A 17,419-nucleotide genomic window follows, 5' to 3' on the forward strand; every position below is an offset into this window, starting at 1 on the left:
GCGGGATGCGCACCGCCGGGCCGCGGCCGGGCGCTCAGTTCAGGCCGCAGGTGGCCAGCGCGTCCAGGTTCGGGCGCTGCGCGCCGACCCGGTTGAACGCGATCTCGATGCGGTCGAGCGCCGCGACACGCTTGCTGCGCAGCGGCCCGAGGATCGCGTTGTCGATGAAGGCCGGCCCGCCCTCGGGGCGTACCGCGAGCTGGGCGAGGCGGGCGTTCGCCTCGGCGATCTGCTTGTCCAGCGTGGCCAGCTCGGCCTGTACCTGACCGGCGGCCGCCGCCGGAACGGCGGGCAGCGCGACCCGGGGGCAGTTCACGGTCCGCGCCGCGCCTCCGGCATTACCGTTCTGGCCGCCCGCGTTGCCGTTCTGCCCGCCGGCGTTGCCGTTCTGACCGTTGCCGTTCTGACCGCCCGCGTTCTGGCCGCCGCCGCCCTGTGCGGCGCCGCCGTTGACGGCGCTCGGCACGCCCGGGGCGTTGAGGGTGCAGGCCGCCAGCGCGTCCAGGTTCGGCCGCTGCGCGCCGATCCGGTTGAACGCGATCTCGATGCGGTCGAGCACGGCGACGCGCTTGCTGCGCAGCGGCCCGAGGATGGCGTTGTCGATGAACGCCGGGCCGCCCTCGGGGCGTACCGCCTGCCGGGCCAGCCGCTCGTTCTGCCGGGCGATCTCCTGGTCCAGGTTGGCCAGTTCCCGTTCCACCTGGGCCGATGCCGCCGCCGGGACGGCGGGCAGCTTGTCGCGTACGGTCGGGCAGTTCACGGTCTGCGCTGCGGCGGTGGCGGCCGGGCGGTTGTTCTCGCCCGCCGACGCCAGTTGCAGCCCACCGGCGAACAACAGCGCCGCGAGGGCGCCCACCCCGCCGAGCTTCAGGACCGCGGTCTTGCGCGTACCCCTGGCCATGCACCTCTCCTCTGGTTGACCGGGAGGCCCGGCGCGGCGGCTGCCGCCCCGTCTCCACGGTGCGAAGTGACGACTGGAGGAATCGTGCTCGTGCCCGCTCCGGCATCGCGGTTCCGGCCGATGTTCCGGTCGGCAGTGGATACGGACGGCGCGGCGCGATCGTTCAGTGCGCGCGAAGGTTTGACCGTATCGACGTCCGTCGTTAGGCTGCGCTGAAAGCGCTTACTGCGCGGGAGGCGTGAGCGTTCGTGGCACTGACGTCCGGGTATCAAGGCCCGTCCCCGACACCGACCGGGCATCGGTGCCGGCGGGGGCACGGCACCACCACCCGCAGGAGACCACCATGAACAACCGACACCGCCGTACGGTGTTGTGGACGTCCGCCGCGGCGACCGCCGCGCTCGCCGCGTCCGGACTGGCCGTCGGCGCGACCGCCGCGCAGGCGGCCGCCGGCTGCCGCGTCGACTACGCCGTCACCGCGCAGTGGGGCGGCGGCTTCACCGCGAACGTCAACCTGACGAACCTCGGCGACCCGCTCAACGGCTGGGCCGTCACCTGGACCTTCGGCGCCGGGCAGACCGTCGCCCAGTCCTGGGGCGCCGACATCACCGCGAGCGGCGCGTCGGTGCGCGCCGTCAACGTCAGCTACAACGGCAGCCTGGGCACCAACGCGAGCACGTCGTTCGGCTTCAACGGCACCTGGAACAACAGCAGCAACCCGGTGCCGTCCACCTTCGCGGTCAACGGCGTCACCTGCACCGGCGGGGTCACCCCGACCACCGGCACGCCGACCAGTGCTCCGCCGCCCAGCACGCCGCCGCCGAGCAGCCCGCCCCCGAGCACGCCGCCGCCGAGCACGCCGCCGGCCGGTGGGGCGATCTACGCCGCGCCGAACGGCACCGCCGGGGCGGCCGGCACCCAGGCCAGCCCCACCACGATCGCCACGGCGATCACCCGCGTCGGGGCGGGCGGCACGATCTATCTGCGCGGCGGCACGTACAACCTGTCCCAGACGGTCACCGTCGCCGCCGGCAACAACGGCACGTCGAGCGCCCGTAAGAACCTGTACGCCTACCCGGGCGAGACGCCGATCCTGAACTTCTCGGCGATGAGCGAGGACCCGGCCAACCGGGGACTGGCGCTCAACGCCTCGTACTGGCACGTGCGCGGGCTCGTGGTGGAGCGGGCCGGTGACAACGGCATCTTCGTCGGCGGCAGCAACAACATCATCGAGCGGACGGTGACCCGCTTCAACCGCGACACCGGGCTGCAACTGTCCCGCATCGCCTCCAGCACGCCGCGCGACCAGTGGCCCGCGAACAACCTCATGGTCAGCGTGGAGTCGCACGACAACGCCGACTCCGACGGCGAGGACGCCGACGGGTTCGCGGCCAAGCTCACAGTCGGCAGTGGAAACGTCTTCCGGTACGCGGTGTCGCACCACAACATCGACGACGGCTGGGACCTCTACACCAAGTCCGACACCGGCGCGATCGGCCCGGTGACCATCGAGGACTCCCTCGCGTACAGCAACGGCACACTGAGCAACGGCACGCAGAACGGCAACGGTGACCGCAACGGCTTCAAGCTCGGCGGCGAGGACATCGCGGTGAACCACACCGTCCGGCGCACCATCGCGTACCGAAACGGCAAGCACGGGTTCACGTACAACCGCAACCCGGGCACCATGACGATCTCGAACAACCTGAGCATCGACAACGCCGAGCGCAACTTCTCGTTCGACGCCGGCACCTCGGTCTTCCGGAGCAACACGTCCTGCCGCTTCGCCGGCAGCGGCTCCAATGACAAGACGGTCGGAAACGTGGACGGCTCGAACCAGTTCTGGTCCGGCTCCAACGGCTCCCGCTGCGCCACGTACTCCGGGGCTCTGGCCTGGTCCTTCGCCGCCGACGGCCGCCTCACGGTGACCCTGGGCGGCCGCGCCGTCTCCCTCTGACGGCCCACCCACCTGAGTCGATCATGAGGTTGGCGGCCGGATCGAAGATCGACAACGCCGCCAACCTCATGATCGACCGGGTGGAGGTTTGGCCGGGGAGCGGCTTGACAGGGTGATCGTGGATTAGGTTAGCCTAACCTGCGTGACGAGCGGAACGGTGCGGGCCGACGGCCTGCGGGGCAGTGAGCTGCGGTTGGGTTACCACGGCAAGACGGTGGTGCACGACGCCGCCATCACGCTGCGGCCCGCGGCCGTGACCGCGCTGGTCGGCCCGAACGGCAGCGGCAAGTCGACGCTGCTGCGCGGGCTGGCCCGCCTGCACCCGCTGGAGCACGGCGAGATCGTGCTCGCCGACGGCACCCCGGCGCGGGCGCTGTCCGCCCGGGACTTCGCCCGCCGGGTGACGCTGCTGGCGCAGAGCCGCCCCACCCCCAGCGGGGTGACGGTGCGGGACGTGGTCGGCTACGGCCGGCACCCGTACCGGCAGCGGTGGCGCGCCGGCGACCCCGACGGCCCGGCCGCGATCGAGCGGGCCATGACCGTCACAGGTGTCGACGGCATGGCCGGCCGGCCGGTCGACGAACTGTCCGGCGGCGAGCTGCAACGGGTGTGGCTGGCCACCTGCCTGGCCCAGGACACCGCGATCCTGCTGCTGGACGAGCCGACCACGTTCCTGGACCTGCGCTACCAGGTGGAGATCCTCGACCTGATGCGCGACCTCGCCGACACCGCCGGCGTCGCCGTCGGTGTGGTGCTGCACGACCTCAACCAGGCGGCCGCCATCGCCGACCACGTCGTGCTCCTGCACGAAGGCCGGGTACGCGGTGCCGGCACGCCGCACGAGGTGTTCACCGAGGCGGCGCTCACCGAGGCGTACGGCATCCGCGTCGAGGTGACCGTCGACCCGGTCACCAACCTGCTCTCCACCCGCCCCGTCGGCCGGCACACGACCCGCGTCTGCGCCTGACCGATCCCTGCCCACAGAAGAGAAACGATGTTGCGTACCCGTCTGACCCTGCTCGCCGCCGCCGCGGCGAGCGCGCTGCTGATCGCCGGCTGCGGCACCACCGAGGAGCCCGCCGCCGCACCGTCCCCCTCCGACGCCGCGTCCACCGGCCCGGTCACCGTCACCGACAGCCGGGGCAAGACCATCACCCTCAAGAGCCCCGCCACCAAGGTCGTCGGCCTGGAGTGGGGCGAGGTGGAGATGCTCGTCGGCCTCGGCGTCATGCCGGTCGGTGTGGCCGACCCGAAGGGGTACGCCACCTGGGTGACCGCCGCCCCGCTCGACCCGGGCGTCAAGGACGTCGGCACCCGTGGTGAGCCGAGCGTCGACTCCATCGTCGCCCTCCAGCCGGACCTCGTGGTGATGGAGGCCGAGCGCGGCTCCGCCGTCGTCACCCAGCTGGAGAAGTACGTCCCGGTGCTGGTCACCAAGGGCAGCGACGCCTCCGACAACATCGGCCGGATGCGCTCGGACCTGAAGATGATCGCCACCGCGACCGGCCGTACCGCCCAGGCGGACAAGCTGCTCGCCGACTTCGACGCCGCGATCGCCGACGGCAAGAAGAAGATCGCCGACGCCGGTGCGGCCGGCAAGCAGTTCGCCTTCGCCGACGGCTGGAAGGAGGGCAGCACCGTCTCGATCCGGATGTTCGGCCAGGGCGCGCTCGTCTCCCAGCTCGGCATCCAGCTCGGCCTCAAGAACGCCTGGACCGGCAAGACCGACGAGATGTGGGGCCTGGGCCAGACCGACGTCGAGGGCATGAACGTCCTCAAGGGTCAGGACCTGCACTTCTTCTACAACGCCTCGGACGGCACCGACGTGTTCGCCGACGGCCTCGCCGGCAACGCGATCTGGCGCGCCCTGCCGTTCGTCCAGCAGAACAAGCTGCACAAGATGCCCAACGGCATCTGGACGTTCGGCGGCACGCTTTCCGCCAAGCAGTACATCGACGAGCTCGTCAAGGTCTACACGGCTTGAGCGCGATGACCGCCCCCGCCCCGCCGGGGCCGGCCACCCGGCCGGCCCCGGTCGGGCCGCCGCCCGCCCGGCGCAGCCGGGTGGCCGGCGCGTTCGCCCTCGCCGCCGGGCTGCTCGTCGCGATCACCGCGGTGCACCTCACCCAGGGCACGTCGTCCGTCGGCGCGCTGGACCTGCTCCGGCTGCTCACCGGCGGCGACGACGAGACCGCCCGGGTGCTCGTCGCCTCCCGCCTGCCCCGGCTGCTCACCGGCCTCGCCGTCGGCATCGCCCTCGGTTTCGCCGGCGCGGCGTTGCAGTCGACCACCCGCAACCCGCTCGCCTCACCGGACACGCTCGCCGTCCACGCGGGCGCGCACCTGGCGATCGTCGCCACCGCCGCGTTCGGCATCGCGCTGCCCGCGCTGCCCGCTGGCGGGCTGGCGTTCTGCGGCGGCCTCGCCGCAGCCTCCCTGGTCATGCTGCTCTCGGCCGGCGGCCAGGCGGCCACCACCCGGCTCATCCTCGCCGGTTCGGCCACCGCGATGGCGCTCTCCTCGCTGACCATGCTGCTCATGCTGCTCTTCGAGCAGGCCACCATCGGCCTGTTCGCGTGGGGCAACGGCTCGCTCGTGCAGGGCGACCTGGTCGCGTTCACCCAGCTCGCCCCCGTGATCGGGGTCGCCGCGCTGGTGCTGGTGGCCCTCGGGCACCGGCTGGACCTGCTCGCCCTCGGCGACGACACCGCCACCGTGCTCGGGCTCAACGTGCGCCGTACCCGGCTGACAGTCGTGCTGCTCGCCGTGCTGCTCTCCGCCGCTGCGGTCACCCTGGCCGGGCCGATCGGCTTCGTCGGCCTCGGCGCCCCGGTGATCGTCCGGCTGCTCGGCCGCTGGGTGCCCGAGGTGCACCGGCACCGCATCCTGATGCCGCTGTCCGGCATCGTCGGCGTCGTCATCGTGCTCGGCTCCGACGTGCTGCTGCGCGCCGTGCTCGGCGGGCAGGCCGGGGTCGACGTGCCGACCGGCGTGGTGACCACGCTCTTCGGCGCGGTGCTGCTGGTCTGGCTGGCCCGCCGCCACCGCGACGCCGGGCCGACCCGGCAGGCGCCGGGCGGCCACGCCGCCGTCCGCTCCCGCGGCTTCGTCGCCTCCGTGATCGCGGTCTGCGCGGTCGTCGTCACCGCCGCGCTGCTGCTCGGCATGCTCGCCGGGGACACCTGGGTGCTGCTCGGCGACATCGTCAACTGGGTGCAGGGCCGCACCGGACCGGCGTACACCTTCGTGCTGGACGCCCGCTGGCCGCGCGTCGCCGCGGCGCTGCTGGCCGGCGCGGCGCTGGCCCTGGCCGGCACCACTGTGCAGGCCGTCTGCCGCAACCCGCTCGCCGAACCGGGCATCCTCGGCATCACCGGCGGCGCCGGCATCGGCGCCGTGTCGCTGCTGACGTTCGCGCCGATGGCCGGCGTGCTCGCCCTGTCCGGCGCCGCCGGCCTCGGCGCGGTCGTCGCATTCGCGCTGGTCTACGGCCTGGCCCGGCGGCGAGGGCTCAACTCCGACCGGCTGGTGCTGATCGGGTTCGCGGTCTGGCAGGGCGGTACGGCGATCATCACGTTCATCGTGGTCTCGTCCGACCCGTGGAACACCGGCAAGGCCCTGACCTGGCTGTCCGGCTCCACCTACGGGCGTACCGCCCCGCAGGTGCTGCCGGTGGCGATCGCGCTGCTGGTCGCCCTGCCGGTGGTCGCCGCCGTACGCCGCGAGCTGGATCTGCTCGCGCTCGACGACGACACGCCCCGGGTGCTCGGCGTCCGGCTGGAACGCGCCCGCCTGGTCGCGCTCGGCCTGGCGGCGCTGCTCACCGCCACCGCCGTGTCGGCGGTCGGCGTGATCGGCTTCGTCGGCCTGGTCGCGCCGCACGCCGCCCGCGCGCTCGTCGGCGGGCGGCACACCCGCGTGCTGCCGGTCGCGGTGCTGCTCGGCGCCGCCCTGGTCAGCCTCGCCGACACACTCGGCCGCAGCGTCATCGCACCGGCCCAGGTCCCCGCCGGTCTGGTCACCGCCATGATCGGCACCCCGTACTTCGTCTGGCTGCTGTGGCGTTCCCGCGCCGCCGCAGCCGCCCGTTGACCCGTTCACCCACGCACCACCCACCGGCCGTGAGAGGAATGACGCATGACCAGCACCCTGGCCGTCGCGCCCTGGCGAGTCTTCACCGTCGAGGTCCGCGCGCTACGGCGGCTCGGCCCGTCGTTCCTGCGGGTGACGCTCACCGGCCCGGACCTGGACCGGTTCGCCGACAACGGGTACGACCAGCGGATCAAGCTGGCCCTGCCGGCTGCCGACGGCGTGGCGGGGGAGCTGCCCGAAGGGCCGGACTGGTTCGCGCGGTGGCGTGCGCTGCCGGACGGGCTGCGCAGCCCGATCCGCACCTACACGGTCCGGGCGGTCCGGCCGGAGGCGTACGAGGTGGACGTGGACATGGCGCTGCACGGCGACGGCGGCCCGGCCACCCGGTGGGCGCGGCGCGCCCGCCTCGGTGACCGGATCGCGCTCGTCGGCCCCGACGCCGGGTGGGACGGCCCGCACGGCGGGGTCGAGTTCCAGCCGCCGGCCGGGGCGACGCTGCTGCTCGCAGGCGACGAGACCGCCGCGCCGGCCATCTGCGCGATCCTGGAACGGCTGCCCGCGCAGGCGCGCGGGCACGCGCTGGTGGAGGTGCCGGAGACCGGCGACGAGCTGTCGTGCCGGGCCCCGGCCGGCGTCACCGTGACCTGGCTGCCCCGCGACGGCGCCCCGCACGGCAGCCGGCTCACCCCGGCCGTGACGAGCCTGGCCGGCCGGCTGGTGCCGGTACCGGCCGCTCCGGTCGCCGCGCCGCTGGCCGAGGTGGACGTGGACCGGGACATCCTCTGGGAGGTGCCGGAGCGGCCCGACGGCGCGGCGCTCTACGCCTGGCTGGCCGGGGAGGCGGCGGTGATCCGCGGCCTGCGCCGGCACCTGGTCACCGAGCGCGGCATGGACCGGCGCGCGGTGGCGTTCATGGGTTACTGGCGGGCCGGTCGCGCGGAGAACTGATCGTCCCCACCGCCGTCGAAGCGGGCCGGCGCATGACGCGCCGGCCCGCTTTCGTCATCCGCGCGGCGCGTACGGGGCGAGCGGGTTGACCAGGGTGCCGGCGAACTGCAACGCGGCCGACGGGTCGGACAGGTCCACCATCTGCTGGTTGTTGCGCAGCTGAAGCCGGTTGAGGCAGGACAGCGTGAACTCCGGCGCGAACAGGTCGTGCCGGCGCATCCGGTCGGTCAGGTGCGGCACGGTGGCGGCGTAGCCGGCGGCGCACTCGGCGACGGTGCGCCAGAACTCGTCCTGGTCGAGCACGCCCCGGGTGTGCAGGGTGGCGCTCAGGTGCCGCAGGAAGCAGTCGAACACGTCGGTGAAGATGGACAGGATCTTCTCGTCCTCTCCGATGGCGGCCCGGATCCGCCGGACCCGCTCGGGCAGGTCCGCGTCCGGGTCCATCACCACGATCTCCTCGGCGATGTCCTTGAAGACGACCCGTTCGACCACGCTGTCGTGCAGCACCAGGATGACGTTCTCGCCGTGCGGCATGAACGCCAGGTCGTGGGCGTACAGGCTGTGCAGCAGCGGCACCAGGTAGGCGTCCAGGTAGCGGCGCAGCCAGTCGGCCGGCGCCAGCCCCGACTCGTCGATCAGCGCCGCGGCGAGCGAGCGGCCGTCCCGGTCCAGGTGCAGCAGCGACGCCATGGTGGCCAGCCGCCGCCCGGGTTCCAGCCCGGGGACCGGGCTCTCCCGCCACAGCGCCGCCAGCATCTTCCGGTACGGCGAGTAGCGATCGGTGGCCGCCTCGTACTGCCGGTGCCGGTAGCCGATCGCGGCCCGCTCCCGGATGATCGACAGGCCGGTGCGCTTGAGCACCGGGTCGCCCTCGATCAGCCCGGCCAGCCAGTCGTTGATGGCCGGCGTCGCCTCCATGTACGCGGCGGACAGCCCGCGCATGAAGCCCATGTTCAGCACCGACAGCGCGGTCTTCACGTAGTGCTTGGCCGGGTCGGTGACGTTGAAGAAGGTACGGATGGACTGCTGCGCGAGATATTCGTCAGGCCCTTCGCCGAGGCAGACCAGCCGGCGCGCGGCCACCTCACCGGCGAACGTCACGGCGAGCTTGTTCCACCACTGCCACGGGTGCACCGGGACGAGCAGGTAGTCGGCCGGGTCCAGGCCCAGCCCGGTGAGCGTGGCGGTGAACCCGGCCAGCGTCCGCTCGCCCAGCTCGGCCCGGACCAGCGTGTCGTAGTCCAGGTCGTCGGCGCAGGTGAACGTGGTGTGGTCGCGGTGCGCGGCGAGCCAGAGCAGCCGTACCGGCGCGGCGGCCTCCGGGGCGTACGCGTGGTACTCGTGCACGCCGAAGCCGATGCGGCCGTTGTTCGCCACGAAGCAGGGATGCCCCTCGGTCATGCCGGTCTCGATCGCCTGGAAACCGGCGGCGGCCAGCTCGGCGGCGCTCAGCGCGGGCTTGGCGAGCTTGTACGCGGTCCCGGCCAGCGTGGACGTGATCTCCTCCAGGTAGACCGGCAGGATCGCGTCGGTGAGGCCGAGCGCGCCGCGCAGCTCCACGCAGAGGTCGACGGCGTCGGGCGGCAGTTCCGCGCCGTCGCGGCGGCGCACGATGCTGTCCGCGTCGACCTCCCAGTGGTCGAGCGCCAGCAGCTGCGCGGTGAACCGGTACTCCACGGCGCCGTCGTCGCCGCGTACCAGCCACCGGCCCGGGCCGGCGGGCTCGGGCGTGATCAGGCGCTCGTGGGCGAACTCGGCCAGCGCCTTGCGCACCAGCAGCCGGTTGGCCGTCGCCCACGCCTCGGGGGTCAGGTGGTCCACTGATGCGCTGGCGTTCACGCCGGTGCCCCTTTCTCGCCTGTGGGCGCGCCGGTGGCGGCCCGGAACTGGTCCCGCGTGCAGACGCTCAGCAGCGCCTCCTTCTCGGGCTTGCGGATCGGCCCGACGACTGTGAAGCCGACGGCCGCGTTCAGCGCGTGCACGGCGGTGTTGCGCACGTCCGGCTCCACCACCACCCGGCGGGTCGCCGGGTCGGCGAACAGCCACGCCATCACCGTGGTGATGACGGCCCGGGTGAAGCCGTGCACAGGCGTGTCGGCGGGTGCGCAGAGGAAGTGCATGCCCACGTCGCCGGGCGCCGGCTCGTACAGGCCGACCAGTTCGACCCGGGCCGGGTCGTACCGCTCGGCCAGGAACGCCGGGGCGCCGCGCCACGATCCCAGGTACGCGTCGTGGTGCGGATGGTCGGCGATGCGCCGGTACTCGGCGGCGACGGCCGGCACGTCGGCGTCCCGCATCAGCCAGAACGCGGACTTGGGATGGGTGACCCAGCGGTGCAGCAGCGCGGCGTCGGCCTCCGGGTCCAGCGGTCGCAGGGTGAACTCGCCCAGCGCGTCGTCGACGCGGGTGAAGCTGGTCATGCGGGGCCGTCTGGGCATGCGCTCGCGGCCCTCGCTTCGCTCGGTGCGCTCGCTCATGCGGGGCCGTCTGGGCATGCGCTCGCGGCCCTCGCTTCGCTCGGTGCGCTCGCTCATGCGGGCGCTCCGGCGGGCGCGCCGAACTCCTGGAACGCGATTGTCTTCTCCACCGGGTAGTGCTCCCGGCCGGTCATCTCGCGGATCAGCCACGAGTTGCGGTACGGGCCCATGCCCAGGTCGGGTGAGGTGATGCTGTGCGTGTGGGTGCCGCCGTTCTGCAGGAACACGCCACGGCCGGTGTGGTCGACGCTGTAGTTGCGGGCCACGTCGAAGCGGCCGTGCGCGTCGAAGCGCAGCCGGTCGCGTACCGGCGCGAGGAACTCCGGCACCCGGTAGTGGTAGCCGGTGGCCAGCACCAGCCCTTCCGTGTCCAGCGTGAACGCGCGGTCCTGCTCGGTGTGACGGAACCCGAGCCGGTAGCGGCCGTCGGCGTACGCCGCCTCGACCAGTTCGGTGTTCGTCAGCAGGCGGGTCGGCGCCGGTGTGTGCAGGCTCTTGGCGTACAGCAGGTCGTAGATGTCGTTGATCAGGTCGGCGTTGATGCCCTTGAACAGCGGCTTCTGCGCGGCCTCCAGCGCGTAGCGGGTCGGCTCGGGCAACGCGTGGAAGTAGTCCACGTAGTCCGGCGAGGTCATCTCCAGCGTCAGCTTGGTGTACTCCAGCGGGAAGAACCGGGGCGAGCGGGTCACCCAGGTGAGCTGGTAGCCGTACGTGTCGATGTCGCCGAGCAGGTCGTGGTAGATCTCGGCGGCGCTCTGGCCGCTGCCGACGATCGTGATGCTGTCCTTGGCCCGCAGCGCCTCCCGGTGCTCCAGGTAGCGCGAATTGTGGATCAGGTCGCCGCCCAGCCCGGCGCAGGACGGCGGCAGGTACGGCGGCGTGCCGGTGCCGAGCACGAGGTGCCGGGCCGGGTGCGTGACCGGCCCGTCCGGCGTGTCGGCGTGCACCACGTACCGGTCGCCGGCCTCGTCGTACTCGACGGCGGTGACCGTGTGCCGGAACCGCACGTTCGGCAGCTTGGCGGCGGCCCAGCGGCAGTAGTCGTTGTATTCGGCGCGCAGCGGGAAGAAGCTCTCCCGGATGTAGAACGGGTAGAGCCGGCCGGTGTCCTTCAGGTAGCACAGGAACGAGAACGGCGAGGTGGGGTCCGCGAGCGTCACCAGGTCGGCGATGAACGGCGTCTGGAGCCGGGTGGATTCGAGCAGCATGCCGGGATGCCAGTCGAAGCTGTCCCGGGCCTCCAGGAACAGCCCGTCGAGGTCGTCGACCGGCGCGGTGAGGCAGGCCAGACCGAGGTTGTACGGGCCCAGCCCGACGGCGATGAAGTCGTGGGTAGACATGGTCTCGTTCTCCTCGACGGGGGTCAGCCGACCGGGCAGGACAGCTCGGCGGCGGTGGCGGTCCGGGCGTACCAGGCGGCGTGGCCGGCGATCAGGTCCAGCACGTGGACGACGTCGTCGACAGTGGTCTCCGGGTTGAGCAGGGTGAGCTTCAGGTGGTGCGCGCCGTCGACCCGGGTGCCGGCGACCAGGGCGGCCCCGGAGGCGGCGAGCGCGTCGCGGGCGTGCAGGTTGACCTCGTCGACCAGGTCGGGGGCGAGGCCGGGCGGCCGGTAACGGAACACCACAGTGCTCAGCCGCGACGGCGCGGCCACCTCGAAGCGCGGGTCGTCGTCGAGCCGCCGCCACGCCTGCGCCGCGAGGTCGACGACCTGGTCGAACAGCGCGCCGATCGCGTCCGGGCCCATGATCCGCAGGGTCAGCCAGAGCTTGCACGCGTCGAACCGGCGGGTGGTCTGGATGCTCTTGTCGACCTGGTTCGGTACGCCCTGCTCGACCGCGCGTACCGGGTTGAGGTAGTCGGCGTGCCAGGTGGCGTGGCGCAGCACCCGCGCGTCGCGGACCAGCAGCGCGCTGGAGCTGACCGGCTGGAAGAACGACTTGTGGTAGTCGACAGTCACCGAGGTGGCCCGTTCGATGCCGTCGAGCAGGTGCCGGCGGGTGGGGGAGACGAGCAGCCCGCAGCCGTACGCGGCGTCGACGTGCAGCCAGATCCCGGCGGCGGCGCAGATGTCGGCGATCTCCGGCAGCGGGTCGATGCTGCCGAAGTCGGTGGTGCCGGCGGTGGCGACGACGGCCATCACCACCTGGCCGTCGCGGTGGCAGCTGTCGATCGCGCGGTTCAGCTCGTCGGTGCGCATCCGCCGGTTGTCGTCGGTGGGCACTGTGAGCACCGCGTCGGCGGCCAGGCCGAGCAGCTTGGCGGCCTTCTGCACACTGAAGTGACCGGCCGCCGAGGTGATGACGCGCAGCCGGGACAGCACCTGAGGGCGGTCCGGCCGGCCGGCGGCCCCGCCCACCACCCGTCGGTACGCCTCCTCGCGCGCCAGCAGCATCGCCTGGAGGTTCGACTGGGTGCCGCCGCTGGTGAAGACCCCGTCGGCGCCGGGGCCGAGCCCGATGCGCCCGGCCGTCCAGTCGATGAGCCGCCGCTCCATCAGCGTCGCGCCCGCGCTCTGGTCCCAGGTGTCCAGCGAGGAGTTGACGGCGCTGAGCACCGCCTCGCCGAGCAGCGCCGGGATGACCACCGGGCAGTTCAGGTGCGCCAGGTAGCGCGGGTGGTGGAACCACACGGCGTCGCGCAGCCACACGTCGTGCAGCTCGTCCAGGGCGGCGTCGGTGTCGGCGAGCGGCCGGTCCAGGTCGATGCCGCCGATGAGCGGCGCCAGCTCGTCGGGTGTGACGCCGGTGAACGGCCGGTCCGCCTCCCCCACCCGGCGGGCGACCCGGTCGACGCCGCGCGCCAGCACGTCCCGGTACCGCCCGAGCGAGCCGGCGTTGAACAGGTGAGCGCGTGCCGTGTCGGCGGCGCGCCCGGCGTCGGTCGGGCTCCCGATCGAACTCATGCGACATCCCAGCGGTCGTACGGACAGGACGCGGCGCGAGCCGCGGCGATCAGGTTAGGTTAGGCTCGCCTAACTATCAAGCGCGACTCGGGATGCTTTGTCCCGGATGTGCCGCCGGTTGGCGCCACAACCGCGTCGCGGTAAGGTCGCCGTCGGTTAGGGGAGGGTATCCTAAGTTGACCATCAGACGGAATCACCGCCCGGCGCGCCGGACAAGGCCGGCGCCATGACGCGCGTCGATCGCGATCGGTGGGGCGTGCCGCAGATGTGGGCCGCCGACGCCGACGCGCTCGCGCGGCTTCAGGGGCGTGTCGCCGCGACGGACCGGGCCTGGCAGATCAGCGTCGAACGATGGCGCGCCGAGGGGCGCCTCGCCGCCCACGTCGGCCCGGCCGAGCTGGCGTGGGACCGGTTCGCCCGCCGCGTACGGCTGGACGACACCGCCCGGCGCTGCTACGAGCGGCTGGACCCGGACACCCGGCGCTGGGTCGGGGCGTACGTCGACGGGGTCAACGCCGGACTCGCCGAGGGCGCCGCGGGCGCGCCGGAGTTCGCCGCCACCGGCGCCGCGCCCGAGCCCTGGCACCCCTGGTCGCCGCTCGGCGTCTTCCTCGTCCAGCACGTGCTGTTCTCCACGTTCCCGAACAAGCTGTGGCACGCGCACGTGGCCCGGACACTAGGCCCCGACGCGGCCGGGCTGTTCGCGGTCGAGGGACCGGCGTCGGCGGGCAGCAACGCCTGGGCGCTGCCCGCCGACCCGGCCGGCGGACGCGGCCCGGTGATCGCCGGTGACCCGCACCGGCTGCTCGAACTCCCCGGCGTCTACCAGCAGGTCCGGCTGGCCTGCCCGGAGTTCGACGTGGTCGGGCTCGCCTTTCCCGGCGTGCCCGGCGTGCCGCACTTCGGCCACACCGGCCACGTGGCCTGGGCCGTCACCAACGCGATGGCCGACTACCAGGACCTCTACCGCGAACGGCTGCGCCGCGACGGTGGCCGGGTCCTGGTGCGCGACGCCGCCGGCTGGACGCCGGTCGCGCGCCACGTCGAGGAGATCGAGGTGCGCGGCGGCGCCCCGGAGACGGTCGAGGTGATCGAGACGCCGCGCGGCCCGGTGATCGACCACGACCGGGTCACCGGCGAGGCGATCGTGCTGCGCACGCCGAGCCGGGTCGAGGCCCGCCTCGGCTTCGAGGCGCTGCTGCCGCTGCTGCGCGCCCGGCGTGCCGGCGACGTCGCAGACGCGCTGCGCGACTGGGTCGAGCCGGTCAACAGCGTGCTCGCCGCCGACACCGAGGGGAGCGTCCGCCGCCTGGTCGCCGGCCTGGTCCCGGTACGCGACGAGCGGTGCCGCCGGGAACCCGTGCCGGCCTGGGAACCGGCCTACCGGTGGCGGGGCGACTACCTGCCGCTGGTCGACGAGCGGGTCGACGGCGTGGCGGTGTGCGCCAACGACCGGCGCGACGACGTGGCCGCGCACGGCGCCGACTTCGCCCCGCCGCACCGGGCCCGCCGGATCCGGGCGCTGCTCGCCGAGGGCACCGAGCCTTCCACAGTGCACACCGACGACCGGCTCCCGGCCGGCCCGCTGTCCCGGCTGCTCGACCGGCTCGACCCGGACGGGCTCGACGAACCCGCCCGCGCGCTGCTGCTGCGGCTGCGCGGATGGGACCGGGCGATGGCATCCGGCTCGGTCGAGGCCGGCGCGTACGCGGCCTGGCGGGCGGCGCTGGCCCGGCGGTTGCGCGTACACCCGAGGCTGCGTGCCCTCGGCGAGCCGTGCGGGTTCGACGAGCTGTTCGCCCCCTGGACCGACCCGGCCGCCCGGATCGGCCTGGCGCTGGACCACCTGGCCGCCGAGTTCGACCTCGCGGAACCGGCCGCCGAGGCGCTGGCCGAGGTGGCCGCCGGCCCTGCTTCCGGTGAGTGGGGCAGCCGGCACCTGTTGCACCCGGTGCACCTGGGCGTCGCCCCGGCCGTCACCGACGCGGTCGCCGCGATGCGGCGGGAGGTGGCGCTGGCCGGTGACACCGACTGCGTGCTCGCGACGTCCAGCGTGCCGGGCGTCTCCGACGCCTGCTGGCGCGGCCCGGTGGCCCGCTACGTGTGGGATCTGACCGACCGGGCGGCCAGCCGCTGGATCGTCACCTTCGGTGCCTCCGGGCGCCCCGGCGACGCGCACTTCGCCGACCAACTGACCCACTGGGCGACCGGGACGCTGATCCCGGTGCCCGCCGGCCCCCTGACGGGAGACGAGACGACGTGATCCACCTGGAGCGCATCCCCGGCCTCGGCGAGCTGGCGCTGGATCCGGTACGCCCCGACCGGGACGCCGAACTGCTGCACGGCTGGGTCATCCGGCCCCGCAACCGGTTCTGGGGCATGGGCTCGCACACGGTCGACGAGGTACGCGAGATCTACGCGTTCGTCGACGGGCTGGACACCCACCACGCGTACCTGATCCGGCTCGACGGCGAGCCGATCGGGCTGTTCCAGACCTACCGGCCCGAGGCGGACCCGGTCGGCGAGCGTTACCCGGTGCGGCCCGGCGACGTGGGGACGCACCTGCTGCTCGACGCGCCCCGGCGGTATCCGGGTTCGCTGACCGGCGCGGTCTTCCCGGCCCTGGTCCGGTTCCTGCTGCGCGACCCGGCCGCGTGCCGCGTCGTGGTCGAGCCGGACGTGCGCAACGACGCGATGCTGCGCCGGCTGCGGATCGAGGGATTCACGTTCGGCGACGAGATCGACATGCCGGACAAGCGGGCGCGGCTGGCGTTCCTGACCCGGGAGCGGTTCGAGACGGACCACCCGGCGGCCTGACCGGTCGGCCCGGCAGAGGGCCGTGTGCGGCCGGGCGGGGATGCCCGCCCGGCCGCACACGCGCGCGGGGTCAGACCTCGGTCAGCCGGACGGCGTCGGCGATGACCAGGCCGGCCGCGGAACTCCACCGGCTGACCGCGACCCGGTTGGCGTCCCCGGCGGGCAGCGTGAACGTGCCCAGCGTGCGCCACTGCCCGCCGGTCGCCCGCTGGTCGACGACGACAGTCCGGTTGCCGGTGGTGGTGGCGACGATGTACGGCGTGGCCGCGTTGTAGCCCGCGTTCGCCGGCCACCACGCCTCGACCCGGTAGTTGCCGGTGCGCGGGACGTTGAACTTGTACCAGGCCGCGTCGCTCGCGGCGACCGGGTCCGCGTAGCGGTAGTCGGCGCCGTAGCGCTGCCCGGAGTACGTCGAGGTGCCCCAGCTGGCGCTCGCGGTGAACCGGCCCGCCGTCGCGTTGTCCACCGTCGACGTCCACCCGGTGCCGCCGCCGGCCATCTTGGCGGCCACGTCGGCGCGCATCGTGTTCAGGTCGATGAAGGACGGATCGATCTTGCCGGTGGTGCTGGTCTCCCGGTGGCCCCGGGCGTAGCTGGAGTCCCGGCCGAGCCGCTTGAGCACGGCGGCGGTGGCCGCGATGCTGGCGTTGTACTGGGCGGTGGTCATCCGCTGGTCGACGCCGTTGTAGTCGATCTCCCACCCGATCATCAGGGTGTTCCCGTCCCCGGCCGGGATCGGGCCGCTGCCGCCGCTGGTGCCGGCGTGGTTGCACCGGCCGGCGGAGATCACGTGGAACACGCCGTGGTAGTCCACGAGCGCCTGGCACAGCGGACCGGCCAGGTCGGAGCGGCCGTTGATGCAGATGTTCAGCGCCGGGTGCGGGTTGGTGGCGCTGGACGTGGCGGCGGTGTGGTGCCAGAGCACGCCGATCGGGTCGAACGAGCCGGGGCGCATCCGGTTGAGCCAGTCGCCCTCGACCACGACCTGTACGCCGGCCGCCCGCAGCACGTCCACCAGCCAGGGAATGGTCGCCATCACTGCTCCCCGAGCAGGTCGGCGAGGCACTCGGCCTTCGGCGCCGCGAGCGCCGTGCCGGGACGGACGGCCACGGCGAGGGCGGCGGCCACCAGGGCGGGTACGCCGAGCAGACCTCGGCGCCGCAGACGGGGGGATCGTGACGTGGGCATGGCGCTCCTCGGGTGACGGCGCTGCACTGATCGACGGATGTGAGTGCGGGCACGCTATACCGCCGCCGGGCTCTCTGTCGATACCCTTCAATGATCGTTTCTGCGGTGAAAACTTTCGCCAGACCATCTGTCGT

General features: G+C 73.3%; 14 protein-coding genes. 7 read left to right on the forward strand and 7 right to left on the reverse strand.

Annotated elements, in window-relative coordinates; all coding sequences use genetic code 11:
* Window positions 1-34: 34 nt before the first annotated feature.
* Complete coding sequence (locus AB0D28_RS11780; protein WP_357384823.1) at window positions 35-901, reverse strand: hypothetical protein; 867 nt, start codon at window positions 899-901, stop codon at window positions 35-37.
* Between the two features lie 343 nt (window positions 902-1,244).
* Between AB0D28_RS11780 and AB0D28_RS11785 the strand changes: the two genes are divergently transcribed.
* From AB0D28_RS11785 to AB0D28_RS11805, 5 genes are all read left to right on the forward strand, one after another.
* Window positions 1,245-2,858, forward strand: a complete 1,614-nt coding sequence (locus AB0D28_RS11785; protein ID WP_357384825.1) for a cellulose-binding domain-containing protein — start codon at window positions 1,245-1,247, stop codon at window positions 2,856-2,858.
* A 157-nt stretch (window positions 2,859-3,015) separates the two neighbouring features.
* Window positions 3,016-3,825, forward strand: coding sequence for an ABC transporter ATP-binding protein (locus AB0D28_RS11790; RefSeq protein ID WP_357384965.1), 810 nt, complete (start codon window positions 3,016-3,018; stop codon window positions 3,823-3,825).
* A 27-nt stretch (window positions 3,826-3,852) separates the two neighbouring features.
* Window positions 3,853-4,842 carry an iron-siderophore ABC transporter substrate-binding protein gene (locus tag AB0D28_RS11795; RefSeq protein WP_357384827.1) on the forward strand — a complete coding sequence of 330 codons (990 nt, stop codon included), beginning with the start codon at window positions 3,853-3,855 and terminating at the stop codon, window positions 4,840-4,842.
* Between the two features lie 5 nt (window positions 4,843-4,847).
* Complete coding sequence (locus AB0D28_RS11800; protein ID WP_357384967.1) at window positions 4,848-6,950, forward strand: iron ABC transporter permease; 2,103 nt, start codon at window positions 4,848-4,850, stop codon at window positions 6,948-6,950.
* A gap of 45 nt (window positions 6,951-6,995) precedes the next feature.
* On the forward strand, window positions 6,996-7,898 hold the full coding sequence (locus tag AB0D28_RS11805; protein WP_357384829.1) for a siderophore-interacting protein: 903 nt from the start codon (window positions 6,996-6,998) through the stop codon (window positions 7,896-7,898).
* A gap of 54 nt (window positions 7,899-7,952) precedes the next feature.
* Here the strand turns inward: AB0D28_RS11805 and AB0D28_RS11810 are convergent, their stop codons facing one another.
* The 4 genes from AB0D28_RS11810 to AB0D28_RS11825 all read right to left on the reverse strand — a co-directional run bounded on the left by AB0D28_RS11810 (window position 7,953) and on the right by AB0D28_RS11825 (window position 13,280).
* Window positions 7,953-9,737 carry an IucA/IucC family siderophore biosynthesis protein gene (locus AB0D28_RS11810; RefSeq protein ID WP_357384831.1) on the reverse strand — a complete coding sequence of 595 codons (1,785 nt, stop codon included), beginning with the start codon at window positions 9,735-9,737 and terminating at the stop codon, window positions 7,953-7,955.
* Window positions 9,734-10,318: a GNAT family N-acetyltransferase gene (locus tag AB0D28_RS11815; RefSeq protein ID WP_357384833.1), complete on the reverse strand. Its 585-nt coding sequence runs from the start codon at window positions 10,316-10,318 to the stop codon at window positions 9,734-9,736. The genes AB0D28_RS11810 and AB0D28_RS11815 overlap by 4 nt, the downstream gene beginning before the upstream one ends.
* A gap of 110 nt (window positions 10,319-10,428) precedes the next feature.
* On the reverse strand, window positions 10,429-11,715 hold the full coding sequence (locus AB0D28_RS11820; RefSeq protein WP_357384835.1) for a lysine N(6)-hydroxylase/L-ornithine N(5)-oxygenase family protein: 1,287 nt from the start codon (window positions 11,713-11,715) through the stop codon (window positions 10,429-10,431).
* Window positions 11,716-11,738: 23 nt separating this feature from the next.
* Entirely contained in the window at window positions 11,739-13,280 is a 1,542-nt protein-coding gene (locus AB0D28_RS11825) for an aspartate aminotransferase family protein (RefSeq protein ID WP_357384837.1), read from the reverse strand.
* Between the two features lie 226 nt (window positions 13,281-13,506).
* On the opposite strand from AB0D28_RS11825, the gene AB0D28_RS11830 reads away from it, so the two are divergent.
* A complete protein-coding gene (locus tag AB0D28_RS11830; RefSeq protein ID WP_357384839.1) occupies window positions 13,507-15,543 on the forward strand; it encodes a penicillin acylase family protein in 2,037 nt (678 codons plus the stop codon).
* A complete protein-coding gene (locus tag AB0D28_RS11835) occupies window positions 15,540-16,097 on the forward strand; it encodes a GNAT family N-acetyltransferase (protein WP_357384841.1) in 558 nt (185 codons plus the stop codon). The genes AB0D28_RS11830 and AB0D28_RS11835 overlap by 4 nt, the downstream gene beginning before the upstream one ends.
* Before the next feature lie 70 nt (window positions 16,098-16,167).
* Here AB0D28_RS11835 and AB0D28_RS11840 read toward each other — a convergent pair whose 3' ends face one another.
* On the reverse strand, window positions 16,168-17,133 hold the full coding sequence (locus tag AB0D28_RS11840; protein WP_357384843.1) for an N-acetylmuramoyl-L-alanine amidase: 966 nt from the start codon (window positions 17,131-17,133) through the stop codon (window positions 16,168-16,170).
* The gene (locus AB0D28_RS11845; protein WP_162959110.1) at window positions 17,133-17,285 is read right to left on the reverse strand and encodes a hypothetical protein; all 153 of its coding nucleotides are present in this window, start codon (window positions 17,283-17,285) and stop codon (window positions 17,133-17,135) included. The genes AB0D28_RS11840 and AB0D28_RS11845 overlap by 1 nt, the downstream gene beginning before the upstream one ends.
* Between the last annotated feature and the right edge of the window lie 134 nt (window positions 17,286-17,419).

Source organism: Micromonospora sp. NPDC048169 (assembly GCF_040652815.1).
Taxonomy (GTDB): Bacteria; Actinomycetota; Actinomycetes; order Mycobacteriales; family Micromonosporaceae; genus Micromonospora.

Coding starts and splice junctions, on each gene's coding strand:
- AB0D28_RS11795 (WP_357384827.1), top strand. CDS start 3,853: ATGTTGCGTACCCGTCTGACCCTGCTCGCCGCCGCCGCGGCGAGCGCG.
- AB0D28_RS11840 (WP_357384843.1), bottom strand. CDS start 17,133: ATGGCGACCATTCCCTGGCTGGTGGACGTGCTGCGGGCGGCCGGCGTA.
- AB0D28_RS11830 (WP_357384839.1), top strand. CDS start 13,507: ATGACGCGCGTCGATCGCGATCGGTGGGGCGTGCCGCAGATGTGGGCC.
- AB0D28_RS11820 (WP_357384835.1), bottom strand. CDS start 11,715: ATGTCTACCCACGACTTCATCGCCGTCGGGCTGGGCCCGTACAACCTC.
- AB0D28_RS11800 (WP_357384967.1), top strand. CDS start 4,848: ATGACCGCCCCCGCCCCGCCGGGGCCGGCCACCCGGCCGGCCCCGGTC.
- AB0D28_RS11845 (WP_162959110.1), bottom strand. CDS start 17,285: ATGCCCACGTCACGATCCCCCCGTCTGCGGCGCCGAGGTCTGCTCGGC.
- AB0D28_RS11785 (WP_357384825.1), top strand. CDS start 1,245: ATGAACAACCGACACCGCCGTACGGTGTTGTGGACGTCCGCCGCGGCG.
- AB0D28_RS11780 (WP_357384823.1), bottom strand. CDS start 901: ATGGCCAGGGGTACGCGCAAGACCGCGGTCCTGAAGCTCGGCGGGGTG.
- AB0D28_RS11805 (WP_357384829.1), top strand. CDS start 6,996: ATGACCAGCACCCTGGCCGTCGCGCCCTGGCGAGTCTTCACCGTCGAG.
- AB0D28_RS11825 (WP_357384837.1), bottom strand. CDS start 13,280: ATGAGTTCGATCGGGAGCCCGACCGACGCCGGGCGCGCCGCCGACACG.
- AB0D28_RS11815 (WP_357384833.1), bottom strand. CDS start 10,318: ATGACCAGCTTCACCCGCGTCGACGACGCGCTGGGCGAGTTCACCCTG.